At 71.6% G+C, this 12,326-nt stretch carries 14 protein-coding genes; 2 read left to right on the top strand and 12 right to left on the bottom strand.

The window, feature by feature from the left end:
- Positions 1–102: 102 nt before the first annotated feature.
- From ACFV9H_RS15435 to ACFV9H_RS15405, 7 genes are all read right to left on the bottom strand, one after another.
- Positions 103–828, bottom strand: a complete 726-nt coding sequence (locus tag ACFV9H_RS15435; protein WP_385397916.1) for a DUF3159 domain-containing protein — start codon at positions 826–828, stop codon at positions 103–105.
- Between the two features lie 3 nt (positions 829–831).
- Positions 832–1,260: an OB-fold nucleic acid binding domain-containing protein gene (locus tag ACFV9H_RS15430; protein WP_329378327.1), complete on the bottom strand. Its 429-nt coding sequence runs from the start codon at positions 1,258–1,260 to the stop codon at positions 832–834.
- 38 nt (positions 1,261–1,298) lie between these two features.
- Positions 1,299–1,985 carry a response regulator gene (locus tag ACFV9H_RS15425; protein ID WP_385397914.1) on the bottom strand — a complete coding sequence of 229 codons (687 nt, stop codon included), beginning with the start codon at positions 1,983–1,985 and terminating at the stop codon, positions 1,299–1,301.
- Complete coding sequence (locus tag ACFV9H_RS15420; RefSeq protein ID WP_385397912.1) at positions 1,982–4,597, bottom strand: DUF4118 domain-containing protein; 2,616 nt, start codon at positions 4,595–4,597, stop codon at positions 1,982–1,984. Before ACFV9H_RS15420 ends, ACFV9H_RS15425 begins: the two co-directional genes overlap by 4 nt.
- Before the next feature lie 162 nt (positions 4,598–4,759).
- Positions 4,760–5,542, bottom strand: a complete 783-nt coding sequence (locus tag ACFV9H_RS15415) for a DUF3710 domain-containing protein (protein WP_385397910.1) — start codon at positions 5,540–5,542, stop codon at positions 4,760–4,762.
- A gap of 1 nt (position 5,543) precedes the next feature.
- A complete protein-coding gene (dut, locus tag ACFV9H_RS15410) occupies positions 5,544–6,089 on the bottom strand; it encodes a dUTP diphosphatase (protein ID WP_385397908.1) in 546 nt (181 codons plus the stop codon).
- Positions 6,089–6,673, bottom strand: coding sequence for a PaaI family thioesterase (locus tag ACFV9H_RS15405; protein WP_385397906.1), 585 nt, complete (start codon positions 6,671–6,673; stop codon positions 6,089–6,091). The genes dut and ACFV9H_RS15405 overlap by 1 nt, the downstream gene beginning before the upstream one ends.
- A gap of 58 nt (positions 6,674–6,731) precedes the next feature.
- Between ACFV9H_RS15405 and ACFV9H_RS15400 the strand changes: the two genes are divergently transcribed.
- Positions 6,732–7,202: a DUF3093 domain-containing protein gene (locus tag ACFV9H_RS15400; protein WP_385397904.1), complete on the top strand. Its 471-nt coding sequence runs from the start codon at positions 6,732–6,734 to the stop codon at positions 7,200–7,202.
- Positions 7,203–7,287: 85 nt separating this feature from the next.
- On the opposite strand, the gene ACFV9H_RS15395 is transcribed toward ACFV9H_RS15400, so the two are convergent.
- The 4 genes from ACFV9H_RS15395 to ACFV9H_RS15380 all read right to left on the bottom strand — a co-directional run bounded on the left by ACFV9H_RS15395 (position 7,288) and on the right by ACFV9H_RS15380 (position 10,800).
- The gene (locus tag ACFV9H_RS15395) at positions 7,288–8,205 is read right to left on the bottom strand and encodes a hypothetical protein (protein ID WP_385397902.1); all 918 of its coding nucleotides are present in this window, start codon (positions 8,203–8,205) and stop codon (positions 7,288–7,290) included.
- Between the two features lie 12 nt (positions 8,206–8,217).
- Entirely contained in the window at positions 8,218–8,514 is a 297-nt protein-coding gene (locus ACFV9H_RS15390; protein WP_030036261.1) for a DUF4193 domain-containing protein, read from the bottom strand.
- Positions 8,515–8,896: 382 nt separating this feature from the next.
- Entirely contained in the window at positions 8,897–10,141 is a 1,245-nt protein-coding gene (locus ACFV9H_RS15385; protein WP_385397900.1) for a sensor histidine kinase, read from the bottom strand.
- Between the two features lie 5 nt (positions 10,142–10,146).
- On the bottom strand, positions 10,147–10,800 hold the full coding sequence (locus tag ACFV9H_RS15380) for a response regulator transcription factor (protein WP_030008767.1): 654 nt from the start codon (positions 10,798–10,800) through the stop codon (positions 10,147–10,149).
- A 248-nt stretch (positions 10,801–11,048) separates the two neighbouring features.
- On the opposite strand from ACFV9H_RS15380, the gene ACFV9H_RS15375 reads away from it, so the two are divergent.
- Complete coding sequence (locus tag ACFV9H_RS15375) at positions 11,049–11,222, top strand: hypothetical protein (RefSeq protein WP_365173237.1); 174 nt, start codon at positions 11,049–11,051, stop codon at positions 11,220–11,222.
- A gap of 278 nt (positions 11,223–11,500) precedes the next feature.
- Here the strand turns inward: ACFV9H_RS15375 and ACFV9H_RS15370 are convergent, their stop codons facing one another.
- On the bottom strand, positions 11,501–12,304 hold the full coding sequence (locus ACFV9H_RS15370; protein ID WP_385397898.1) for an inositol monophosphatase family protein: 804 nt from the start codon (positions 12,302–12,304) through the stop codon (positions 11,501–11,503).
- Positions 12,305–12,326 lie beyond the last annotated feature (22 nt).

The raw sequence follows: 12,326 nt of genomic DNA, 5'->3' as shown, positions 1-12,326 counted from the left end.
TTAACGGCGTTAACGCCGTTAACGGCCCCCAGTGGCCCCCCCCCCCCCGGCCCCCCCCCGCCCCGCCCCCCCCCCCCCCCCCCCGCCCCTCGGTCGTTCCGCTCAGGCCCCCGACTTGCCGGCGGCGGCCTCCTTGGCCTCCCACTCCGCGATCACATCGATCGGCGGCGGCGCCTTCGCCAGGAACACCCACGTGAAGTACACCGCGAGCACCATCGGCGGCAGCTTCAGCGCGATCAGCACCCAGCCGAGCTGCGTCGCGTCCCCCCACCAGTACAGCGGGAAGAGGATCGCGTACTTGGCGAGGAAGATCAGCCCCCACGCGAGGCTGGCCTTGACGTACGCCTTCTTGCGCCCCGGGTTGCGCGTGCGCCAGGACAGGTTCTCCTTGAACACCGGCCCGAGGATCACGCCCAGCAGCGGGAAGCCCACCAGCGCCGAGACCGTGAAGGCCACGCCCAGGCCGACCCCGTAGATCATGCCCGGCAGGTAGAAGCCCTTCGCGCTGCCCGTGAACAGGGCGAAGGCCACGCCCACGCCCACGCCGAAGACCCCGCTGAAGGCGTGCTTCACCGTGTCCTTGCGCAGCAGCCGCACGATCACCAGCAGTACGGCGAACGCGCCCGCGGCGATGGCGGAGAGCTTCACGTCCTTGTTGATCGTGTAGATCATGACGAAGAGCAGCCCGGGAAGCATCGTCTCCACGGTGCCCCGGATGCCCCCGAAGGCGTCGAACAGCGCCGCCTGCGTCACCGCTTTCTGGTCCTCGGACGGCCCGGAAGGAGCCGCGGCGGGTTCGGGGGTGTTCGGTTTGTCGAGTGACGTCACCGGTCAGTGCTCCTGTCCGAGCGGTCGGAGTTCGTACTTCGGGTTGAAGAGCACCCGACGGCCGTGGCTCATGGAGATGCGCCCGGAGGCGATCAGACGGCGGCCGGGCTCGATTCCCACGATCGAGCGACGCCCGAGCCAGACCACGTCCAGCGCGGCCGAGCCGTCGAACAGCTCGGCCTCCAGGGCGGGAACGCCCGCGCGCGGCCGCAGGGTGACGGTACGCAGGGTTCCGGTCACCTTGACTATCTGGCGGTCGTGGCAGTCGCAGATCCGCGTACACCCCGCGGCTTCTGCGTCCTCTTGCAGCTCCGCCGAATGCAGCTCCTCCTGCGAGGTGGACAGCCGCTCTATCATCCGGCGGAACCGGCCCGCCGGCCTGGCCGACCTGGCCGGCTTCGCGGACTTCTCGGGACGCGGTTCAGCACTCATAACAGGAAGCCTACCGGCGCGCCCACCACCAATCGAAGCTACCGCTCGAAGCGGTATCCCATCCCCGGTTCGGTGATGAAGTGCCGGGGGTGCGAGGGGTCGGCCTCCAGTTTGCGGCGCAGTTGCGCCATGTAGACCCGCAGGTAGTTCGTCTCGGTGCCGTACGAGGGCCCCCACACCTCCTGCAGGAGCTGCTTCTGGCTGACCAGCTTGCCGCCGTTGCGCACGAGGACCTCCAGCAGGTGCCACTCGGTGGGCGTCAGCCGTACGTCGCGTCCCTCCCGTACGGCCTTCTTGGCGGCCAGGTCCACCGTGAAGCCGGCGGTCTCCACGACCACCTCGCCGTCGCCGGAGCCGGCGGACGGCTCGGCCCGGCGGACGGCCGCGCGCAGCCGGGCCAGCAGCTCGTCCATGCCGAAGGGCTTGGTGACGTAGTCGTCGGCGCCCGCGTCGAGGGCCTCGACCTTCTCGTCGGAGGTGTGGCGGGCGGAGAGGACCAGGATCGGCACCCGGGTCCAGCCGCGCAGGCCCTTGATGACCTCGATCCCGTCCATGTCGGGCAGGCCCAGGTCGAGCACCACCACGTCGGGGTGTCGGGCGGCCGCCAGCCCCAGTGCGCTCGCCCCGTCGGCGGCGGCGTCGACCTCGTACTTGCGCGCCTTGAGGTTGATCACGAGGGCTCGGACGATCTGCGGCTCGTCTTCGACTACGAGCACCCGGGTCATTGAGGTCCTGCCTTCTGTCGTTCGAGATCGAGTTCTTCCGCGGTCGTGTCCGCACCGGGTCCGGTGCTGCGGGCTTCGCCGTCCACCGTGACGTGTGACGGCGGACGCCCCCGGGTCGCGGCGCGCAGGGTGAGCACCATGGTCAGGCCGCCGCCGGGGGTGTCCTCGGCCGACAGGGTGCCGTCCATGGCCTCGGCGAAGCCGCGCGCCACGGCGAGCCCGAGGCCCACTCCGGCTCCGCGCGGGGCGTCCCCGTGCCGCTGGAAGGGGGCGAAGATCCGGTCCTTGGCCTCGTCGGGCACGCCCGGTCCGCGGTCCACGACCCGCACCTCGACCCGGTCGCCGAGGAAGCTGGCCGCCACCAGTATCGGCTCCCCCGGCGGGCTGTACTTGACGGCGTTCTCCACCACGTTGGCCACGGTCCGCTCCAGCAGCCCCGGATCCACCGCGACCATCGGCAGCGTCTCGGGCACGTCCAGCTGCACGCTGCCCTTCGGTACGCCGCCGAGCGCCATCGGGACCACCTCGTCGAGGTCGATCTCCCTGATCAGCGGCGTGACGGTGCCGGTCTGCAGCCGGGACATGTCCAGCAGGTTGCCCACCAGGTGGTCGAGCCGGTCGGCGCCGTCCTCGATGCCGGCGAGGAGCTCGGCCCGGTCCTCCTCGGACCAGTCCACGTCGTCGGAGCGCAGGGAGCTCACGGAGGCCTTGATGGAGGCCAGCGGCGTACGGAGGTCATGGCTGACGGCGGCCAGCAGCGCGGTGCGGATCCGGTTGCCCTCGGCCAGCCGGCGGGCCTCCTCGGCCTCCCCGACGAGGCGCTGCCGGTCCAGGACCACGGCGGCCTGCGCGGCGAAGGCGCCGAGCACCCGGCGGTCCTCGGCGGGCAGTACCCGGCCGGACAGGGCGAGCGCCATGTGGTCCCCGATGGGCATGTCCACATCGGCGTCCTCGGGCCGGTCCACGGGGCGAGGGCCCACGCTGCCGGCCCGCGTCCACGGCTCCACGTCGCCCGCGCGCTCCAGCAGGGCCACGGACTCCATCGCGAAGGTCTCGCGGACCCGCTCCAGCAGGGCGGGCAGCGCGGTCTCCCCCCGCAGCACGCTGCCGGCCAGGAACGAGAGGATCTCGGACTCGGCGCGCAGCCGCGCGGCCTGGTGGGTGCGCCGGGCGGCCAGGTCCACCACCGAGGCCACCGAGACGGCGACCCCGAAGAAGACGGAGATCGCCACGATGTTCTTCGGGTCGGAGACGGTGAACCGGTGCAGGGGCGGGGCGAAGTAGTAGTTCAGCAGCAGTGAGCCGAGGGCGGCCGAGGCGAGGGCCGGCCAGAGCCCGCCGAGCAGCGCCGCGGCCACGGTCAGCGCCAGGAAGAGCAGCATGTCGTTGGCGAGCCCAGGGTCCGCCTCGACGTGGGTGAGCAGCAGGCACAGCAGTACCGGGAGGACCACTCCGACGGCCCAGCCGGCGAGGATCCGGGTCCTTCCGAGGCGGGCCGCCGAGCGGACCACGGGCAGCCCGCGCCCCTTGGCCACCTCCTCGTGCGTGACGATGTGCACGTCGAGGTCGGGCCCCGAGTCCCGGGCCACGGTGGCGCCCACGCCGGGGCCGAAGACGTACTGCCAGGCCTTGCGGCGGCTGGAGCCGAGCACGATCTGGGTGGCGTTGACCCCGCGGGCGAATTCGAGCAGCGCGTCCGGGACGTCGTCGCCGATCACATGGTGAAACGTTCCGCCCAGGTCTTCGACCAGGGTGCGCTGGATCGCGAGCTCCTTGGGCGAGGCCGCGGTCAGGCCGTCGCTGCGGGCGATGTACACGGCGAGGATCTCGCTGCCGGAGCCCTTGGCCGCCATCCGGGAGGCGCGCCGGATGAGCGTGCGCCCCTCCGGCCCGCCGGTGAGCCCCACGACGATCCGTTCGCGCGCCTGCCAGGTGGAGCGGATGTCGTGCTCGCCCCGGTACTGCTGGAGGTACTCGTCCGCTCGGTCGGCCACCCACAGCAGCGCGAGCTCGCGCAGGGCGGTGAGGTTGCCGGGGCGGAAGTAGTTGGACAGGGCCGCGTCGACCTTGTCGGGCTTGTATATGTTCCCGTGCGCCATCCGCCGCCGCAGCGCCTGCGGGGACATGTCGACCAGCTCGATCTGGTCGGCCCGCCGGACCACCTCGTCCGGCACGGTCTCCCGCTGCCGGACCCCGGTGATCGACTCGACCACGTCCCCGAGGGACTCCAGGTGCTGGATGTTGACGGTGGTCACGACGTCGATGCCGGCGCGCAGCAGTTCCTCCACGTCCTGCCAGCGCTTGGCGTTGCGCGAGCCGGGCACGTTGGTGTGCGCGAGCTCGTCCACGAGCGCGACGGCGGGCCTGCGGGCCAGAGCCGCGTCCACGTCCATCTCGGTGAAGGCGGCGCCGCGGTAGGTCAGCTCCTTGCGCTCCACCTGCTCCAGCCCGTGGAGCATGACCTCGGTGCGCGGCCGCCCGTGGTGCTCGACGAAGCCGACGACGCAGTCGGCGCCCCGCTCCACCCTGCGGTGGCCCTCGGAGAGCATCGCGTAGGTCTTGCCCACACCGGGTGCCGCGCCGAGATAGATCCTTAGCTTGCCGCGTCCCATGGGCCCATTCTCAAGGACGTTTGCCCCGTTCACGCACCTTTGGGGCCCCGTGCGCGCATCCCTGACGGATCCCTGACGCCGGCAGCGCGAAGCACCGTGGGCCGTACCCCCAAGGAGTACGGCCCACGGCCTGAAACACTCGTCGCCCTCGCTCGGCGCGGGTCAGCGGACCTCGGTGATCTCCGGGCCGCGCTCCAGCTGACCCATGCCACCGCCGAAGCGGGAGCCTTCCTGCTCCTCCGTCTGCACGCCGTCCGGCACCATCTGGGCGTCGTTCGGCAGCTTCAGGACGATCGGGTCGCGCGGGGCCATCGGGCCGTCGCCGCGGACGACGACGGTGTCCCGGAAGATCTGCTCCAGCACGCCGGCCGACTCGGGGCGCACCGCGCCCTGGCCGGAGATGACACCGCGCAGGAACCAGCGCGGGCCGTCGACGCCGACGAAGCGGACCAGCTGGGCGCCGGTCTGCCCGTCCGGGAGCGGTACGGGAACCTGCGCGCGCAGCTCCCAGCCCAGCGGACCCTCGACCTCGTCGATGATGCCGCCCTGCTGGGTGATGCCCGAGGCGATCTCCTCGCGGACCTCGCCCCAGATGCCTTCCTTCTTGGGCGCGGCGAAGGCCTGCAGCTGTACGGCGCTGTCGCGCAGCACCACGGTCGCGGCCACGATCGCGTCACCGGCGACCTCGACGCGCAGCTCCATGCCCTCGACACCGGGTACGAAGATGCCGCCCAGGTCGACCCGGCCGTCGGCCGGGTTGCCGAGCACCTCGGAGAGGTCCCACGGGCCGTCCGGCCGGGGGGCCGGGGGCAGGTTCACGCGGCGCGGCTGGGCCGCACCGTCCTGCTCATCGGCGTCGGCCTCAGCGCCGTCCACGCTGTCGACGACCTGCTCGGCCGCGCCGCCGTCCTTGACGGAGTCGTTCTTCTTGCGACGTCCGAACACGTCACTGTCCTTCCCGGTCGGTTACGACCGAAGCGTAGCCATTCCCACCCTGCTGACCAGCGCCGGATCCGGCCACGGCCGCATGACCGCCGGTGGAGCCGAAACCCCCCTCGGCCCGGGCCGAGCCGGGAAGTTCCGCCACCTCGTGGAAGCGCACCTTCTCGACCCTCTGGACAACCAGCTGGGCAATGCGGTCGAAACGCTCGAACCGGACGCTCTCGCGAGGGTCGAGATTGACCACGATCACCTTGATCTCCCCACGGTACCCGGCATCCACCGTCCCGGGGGCATTCACGAGCGCGAGCCCGCAGCGGGCCGCCAGGCCCGAGCGCGGGTGCACGAAGGCCGCGTACCCGTCGGGCAGCGCGATGGCCACGCCGGTGGGCAGCACGGCCCGCTCACCAGGGGCGAGTTCGGCGGCCAGGGTGGTCACCAGGTCGCAGCCGGCGTCGCCGGGGTGACCGTAGCCGGGGATGGGCACCTCGGGGTCGACGCGGCGGATCAGCACGTCGACGTCATGACGCCGGGCGTTGTCGTTCAGGGACATCAGGGGTTCACCTCGAAGGCGCGTGCGCGCCTGACCTGGTCCGGGTCGGCCATCGCCGCCTGGATCTCCTCGGGTCGACCGTTGTCGATGAAGTGGTCGACCTTCACCTCGATGAACAGCGCGTCGGCGCGCACGGCGATCGGGCCCTCGGGCCCGCCTATGCGGCCGACCGCACTGCAGTAGATCTTCCGCCCGGCCACGGCGGTGACCTCGGCCTCCAGGTACAGCACGGTGTCCACGGGCACCGGCCGTACGAAGTCGGTCTCCAGCCGGCCCGTCACCGCGATGACGCGCAGCAGCCAGTTCAGGGAGCCCAGCGTCTCGTCGAGCGCGGTGGCCAGCACCCCGCCGTGGGCGAGGCCGGGGGCGCCCTGGTGCGCGGGCTTGACTGTGAACTCGGCGCTGACGCGCACGCCCTCGCCCGCCCGGGCCTCCAGGTGGAGTCCGTGGGGCTGGCCCCCGCCGCAGCCGAAACAGTGCTCGTAGTGCGCACCGAGGAGCTCGCCGGGTGCCGGGGCATCGGGGTGCCGGACCGGCGCGGTGGCATCGGCCGGGGGCGTCAACGTCGTGTTTCGTCCACTCACAGCCGCAGACCTTACCCGCGCGGCTACCCACCGGTCGCCTCGTGGCAGGCTTGACGGCATGCAGCTCTCCCCCGCGCACCACGACGAACGCCTGACCGCCCCCCGCTCCTGGTGGTTCATCGCCGTACTCATCGGGCTCGCTTGCGCGTTGATGCTGCTGCCGCTGGGCACGCTGCCGCTCCTGGCCGGCCTGGTGGGCGGCACCGCGCTGGCGGGATTGCTGGTGAGCTCGTACGGGTCCGCGCGCGTGCGCGTGGTCAACGGCGCGCTGGCTGCCGGGGAGGCCCGGATCCCGGTGACGGCCCTCGGTGAGCCGGAGATCCTGGACGCCGAGGAGTCGCGCGCCTGGCGCACGTACAAGGCCGACACCCGCGCCTTCATGCTGATGCGCAGCTACGTGCCGACCGCGGTCCGCGTGGAGATCACGGACCCGGCGGACCCGACCCCGTACGTCTACGTCTCCACCCGCGAGCCGGAAGCCCTGCGGGCGGCCATCCTCGCGGCCAAGGCCGGCCCCGCCGGCTCTTGAGCCGAACCCTCAGCCCCGCCGGCGATCTTTCAGCCCCGCCGGCGTTTGAGGCGCGGGGTCCGGGGCGGAGCCCCGGCAGCGGCGCTCAGCCCTTGGCCTCCGGGTCGACACCCTCAAGGGCCGCCCTGACGGCCTCGGGAAGGGGCTGGGAGGGCTGCTCAAGGGGCGAAAGCGGCGGCAAGGCCGCCCACGGCACGGCGCGGCTCCGGAGGTCGCCACGGACCTTCTCGGCGAGTTTCCGTGTGTCGCGGCGGTTCATGACCGCACCCACCGCCGCGCCGACCATGAACGGCATGAGGTTCGGCAGGTTGCGGAACATTCGCTTCATGATCTGCTGGCGCAGTTCGCGCTTCATCTGACCGCCGAGCGCAGCGTTCAGCGTCGTCGGCTTGGTCAGGTCCACCCCGCGCTCCTCCGTCCAGGAGGTCAGGTAGGCGAAGCTGCGGTCCTTGAGCGTGCCGGGCGGCCGCAGGCCGTAGACCTCGTGGAGCTCGGCGATGAGCTTCAGCTCGACCGCCGCGACCGCGGTGATCTCGGCGGCCAGTTCCATCGGCATGGCGGGCGGGACGGGCAACATGGCCGCCGCTCCGATGCCCGCGCCGACGGTGGAGGTGGCGTTGGTGGCGCCCGATATCAGCTTGTCGGCAAGCTGATCGGGGCCGAGGCCCGGGAATTGCGCGCGCAGGGTCGCGAGGTCCCGAACCGGAACGCGCGGTGCGTTCTCGATGATCCTGTCGGTGATGTGCAGGGCGACGTCCCTGAGACTTTCGCCGCCCTTGCGCACACCGTTCTTGACGGCTTGCAGCCGACGAGCCCCGGACCGCTGCCGGGACGCCTCGTCGGCCTCTGTGGCCGACGGCACCGCTCTTGCGGTGCCGGAGGGCACGGCGGGGCCGCCGGGGGCTCCAGGACCCGTTTCCGGGTCCGTGGTGGCCACCTGCGCCTCCGCCGATTCACCACGTTTCCACAAGCGGCGCTTGCGGAACGGTGTCGAGCCAGCCACGGCCGACGCCTGTCAGTCGCAGTCGCGGCAGATCGGCTGACCGTTCTTCTCACGTGCCAGCTGGCTGCGGTGGTGCACCAGGAAGCAGCTCATGCAGGTGAACTCGTCGGCCTGCTTGGGCAGGACCCGGACGGCCAGCTCCTCATTGGAGAGGTCCGCACCGGGAAGCTCCAGGCTCTCGGCCGAGTCGAACTCGTCCATGTCGACGGACGAGGACGACTTCTCGTTACGCCGTGCCTTCAGCTCTTCAATGCTGTCGTTGTCGACGTCGTCGTCGGTCTTGCGTGGGGTGTCGTAGTCCGTTGCCATTGTTCGCTCTCCCCCTCTGGGTGTTAGCGGTGTCTCAGCGCACGTAACGCGCGAGAGGCCGGACTTGTGCCCGACCTGAGGCGGAGATTTTGCCTCACATCAAGGTCTGTTACTCAATCGACACCCAGCCGCACGCCTGAAGAGCCGATTGGCTGGGATGACGACCGGGACCGTACACGGTCCGGGGGCCGTCTTGCACAAACGCCACCCCGTGTATTTCCCGCCATTAGGGGGGCCGGAAACCCGGACGTCCCGGGCTTTCCGGCCGCCCTGGGGTCACTGAACGCACATGGTCGGACACTCGGCACTGTGATCGATCACACAGAAGCAAGCGACTGCACACGGCAAGCATTCAGCCAACAGCGAACACGGGGCGTGGGTCTCACAAAGGAAGAGTGACACGCATCACCAGGCCACCGCCCTCCCGGGGCATCGCCTGGATCCTCCCGCCGTGTGCGCGCGCCACGGAGCGCGCGATGGAGAGGCCGAGCCCCACACCCTTGTCGCTGCCCGTTCGCTCCGTACGCAGCCGTCTGAAGGGCTCGAAGAGGTTGTCCACCTCGTACGCGGGAACCACTGGACCCGTGTTCGACACCAGGAGCACCGCCTGGCCGTGCTGGGCCTCGGTCGTGACCTCCACCCAGCCGCCTTCCGGCACGTTGTACCGGACGGCGTTCTGCACCAGGTTGAGGGCGATCCGCTCCAGCAGCACGCCGTTGCCCTGTACGACGGCCAGCGCGCGCTCGCCGCGGATCTCCACGCCCTTCGCCTCGGCCTCGCCGCGCACCTGGTCGACGGCGCGCGAGGCGACCTCCGCGAGGTCCACGGGCTTGCGCTCGACGATCTGGTTCTCGCTGCGGGCCAGCAGCAGCAGGCCTTCGACCAGCTGCTCGCTGCGCTCGTTGGTGGCGAGCAGCGTCTTCCCCAGCTGCTGGAGTTCGACCGGGGCCCCGGGATCGGAGAGGTGGACCTCCAGCAGGGTCCTGTTGATCGCGAGCGGCGTCCGCAGCTCGTGCGAGGCGTTCGCCACGAACCTCTGCTGGGCCGTGAAGGCCCGCTCCAGCCGGTCGAGCATTTCGTCGAAGGTGTCGGCGAGCTCCTTGAGCTCGTCGTCCGGGCCGTCCAGCTCGATGCGGCGGGTCAGGTCGGAGCCGACCACCCGGCGGGCGGTGCGGGTGATCCTGCCCAGCGGCGAGAGCACCCGGCCGGCCATCGCGTAGCCGAAGGCGAAGGCGATGATGCTCAGGCCCAGCAGGGCCATCAGCGACCGGCTCAGCAGATCGTCCAGGGAGTGCCGACGCTGTTCGGCCATGCACTGGCTGATCGCCGCGTTGAACTGGGAGGGCGACTGGTTGATGGTGGCGACGCCGGGGCAGGTGGTGCTGGTGACCTGGGCGTTCCCGCTGACGATCTCGTACGGCATGGCGTTGCCCTCCCGCAGGGCCTGCGCCGCCAGGAGGTAGATGATCGACAGCAGCAGGATGCCGGCGATCAGGAACATCCCGCCGTACAGCAGCGTGAGCCGTATCCGGATGGTCGGTCTCAGCCACGGGAAGGGACCCTCGGGCTGACCGGGGTCCCAGGTGGGTTTCGGGGGCGCCGGTGGTGGCGCCGGAGTCGTTGCCACCCGCGTCAGATCCGGTACCCGGAGCCAGGCACGGTCACGATGACCGGGGGCTCCCCCAACTTGCGCCGCAGGGTCATGACCGTCACCCGCACCACGTTCGTGAAGGGATCGGTGTTCTCGTCCCATGCCTTCTCCAGCAGCTGCTCGGCGGAAACGACGGTCCCCTCGCTGCGCATGAGGACTTCCAGCACCGCGAACTCCTTCGGCGCCAGCTGTACCTCCTTGCCCTCGCGGAACACCTCGCGGCGGTTCGGGTCCAGCTTGATCCCGGCCCGCTCCAGCACGGGCGGCAGGGCGACGGTGGTGCGCCGCCCGAGCGCCCGTACGCGGGCGGTCAGCTCGGTGAAGGCGAAGGGCTTGGGCAGGTAGTCGTCCGCCCCGAGCTCCAGGCCCTCCACCCGGTCGCTGACGTCTCCGGAGGCGGTCAGCATCAGCACGCGGGTGGGCATGCCGAGCTCGACGATCTTGCGGCAGACGTCGTCACCGTGCACGAGCGGGAGGTCCCGGTCGAGCACGACCACGTCGTAGTCGTTCACCCCGACGCGTTCGAGGGCGGCGGCGCCGTCGTACACGACGTCCACGGCCATGGCCTCCCGGCGCAGTCCGGTGGCCACCGCATCGGCGAGCAGTTGCTCGTCCTCGACGACGAGTACGCGCACGTCGTTTCCTTCCTCCGAGCCCGTGAGGGCAGACGTGTATTGCGTCGTCCATCCTGCCCGTTTCGCCGGTAAACCGGCTGTAAGGCGCCGCACGGAGGGGGTGGACGGGGCGGGAGTGAGGATTGGCTCACGTGGTGAGGTTTCCGGGCCCGGGGGGCTGGGGAGGACGACAAGCACACCCCATCCACTCCCTGACGGCGGACAGCCACGTGCCGCCGCCGACCCACGAAGAGGGGGCGAACCCCATCATGGACGCATTCACCGCGGGTCTCCTGCAGCGCATCCGGGCCACGCAGTCGGACCTCAGGCAGGCCCGCGAGACGGGCGACGACTTCCTCGCGGAAGTGGAACAGGCGGAGCTGGAAGATCTCCAGCGCCTCGCCGCCGAGCACGGCGTAGCCGTGTCCGCCCCGGCCTGCTGACCCGACCCTCCACCCCGAACCCCGGCCGCCCCCACGGGCGACCGGGGTTCGCTGCGTGCACTTCCGGCCCCGCGGCGTTTGAGGCGCCGCGCCCCGGGCGGAGCCCCGATCTTTCAGCCTCGCCGGCGCTTGAGGCCCGGGGCCCGGGGCCGAGCCCCGCCATCCAGCCCCGCCGGCGCTTGAGGCTCCGGGCCTGGGGCCGAGCCCCGATCTTTCAGCCTCGCCGGCGCTTGAGGCCCGAGGCCCGGGGCCGAGCCCCGGGAGGGCGGGCCGCAGGGTCAGTCGTGCCAGGCCCCCGCCTCGTCCAGCAGCGGCTGCAGCGAGGCGAAGACCGCCGGCGTGGCGGCAAGCGCGAGTTCCCCCGAGGCGACCTCCCCCGGCCGACCGCCCGTGAGGGCCCCGGCCTCGCGGGCGATCAGATCCCCCGCCGCCAGGTCCCACGGGTTCAGCCCCCGCTCGTAGAACCCGTCCAACCGCCCGGCAGCCACATCGCACAGGTCCAGCGCCGCCGATCCGCCCCGCCGGATGTCCCGCACCAGCGGGATGACCCGCGCCGCGACCTCCGCCTGGTGGGCCCGCCGGCTCTGCAGGTACCCGAAGCCGGTCCCGACCAGCGCCTGGTCCAGCGGCGCCGCCGCCCGGCACGCGAGCCGCGTCCCGCCCAGCCACGCGCCGCCGCCCAGCACCGCGTGGTACGTCTCCCCGCGCATCGGCGCCGCCACGACGCCGACCACCGTCTCGCCCTCGTACTCGGCCGCGATGGACACGCCCCAGCTCGGCAGCCCGTACAGGTAGTTGACCGTGCCGTCCAGCGGGTCGACGACCCACCGCACCCCGCTCGTGCCCTCGGTGTCCGCGCCCTCCTCGCCGAGCAGCCCGTCCGCGGGCCGCCGCTCCGCGAGGAGCCCGGTGATCACCTTCTCCGCCGCGATGTCCATCTCGGTCACCACGTCGATCGGGCTGCTCTTGGTCGCGGCCACCGCCAGATCGGCCGGCCTGCCGTCGCGCAGCAGCGCCCCGGCCTGCCGGGCGGCCTCCAGGCCCACGTCCAGCAGTTCGGCCTTCAGCTCTTCGGAAATCACGGTCGCGCTACTCCTCTGCGTC

This window comes from Streptomyces sp. NPDC059874, from assembly GCF_042731135.1.
GTDB lineage: Bacteria > Actinomycetota > Actinomycetes > Streptomycetales > Streptomycetaceae > Streptomyces.
The sequence above is the reverse complement of the archived record's forward strand: the minus strand, read 5'-3'. Positions and strand labels throughout refer to the sequence as shown.

Bases quoted from the DNA above. Each gene is read 5' to 3' on its own strand.
- ACFV9H_RS15430 (WP_329378327.1), bottom strand. From the start codon at position 1,260: ATGAGTGCTGAACCGCGTCCCGAGAAGTCCGCGAAGCCGGCCAGGTCG.
- ACFV9H_RS15425 (WP_385397914.1), bottom strand. From the start codon at position 1,985: ATGACCCGGGTGCTCGTAGTCGAAGACGAGCCGCAGATCGTCCGAGCC.
- ACFV9H_RS15420 (WP_385397912.1), bottom strand. From the start codon at position 4,597: ATGGGACGCGGCAAGCTAAGGATCTATCTCGGCGCGGCACCCGGTGTG.
- dut (WP_385397908.1), bottom strand. From the start codon at position 6,089: ATGTCCCTGAACGACAACGCCCGGCGTCATGACGTCGACGTGCTGATC.
- ACFV9H_RS15400 (WP_385397904.1), top strand. From the start codon at position 6,732: ATGCAGCTCTCCCCCGCGCACCACGACGAACGCCTGACCGCCCCCCGC.
- ACFV9H_RS15390 (WP_030036261.1), bottom strand. From the start codon at position 8,514: ATGGCAACGGACTACGACACCCCACGCAAGACCGACGACGACGTCGAC.
- ACFV9H_RS15375 (WP_365173237.1), top strand. From the start codon at position 11,049: ATGGACGCATTCACCGCGGGTCTCCTGCAGCGCATCCGGGCCACGCAG.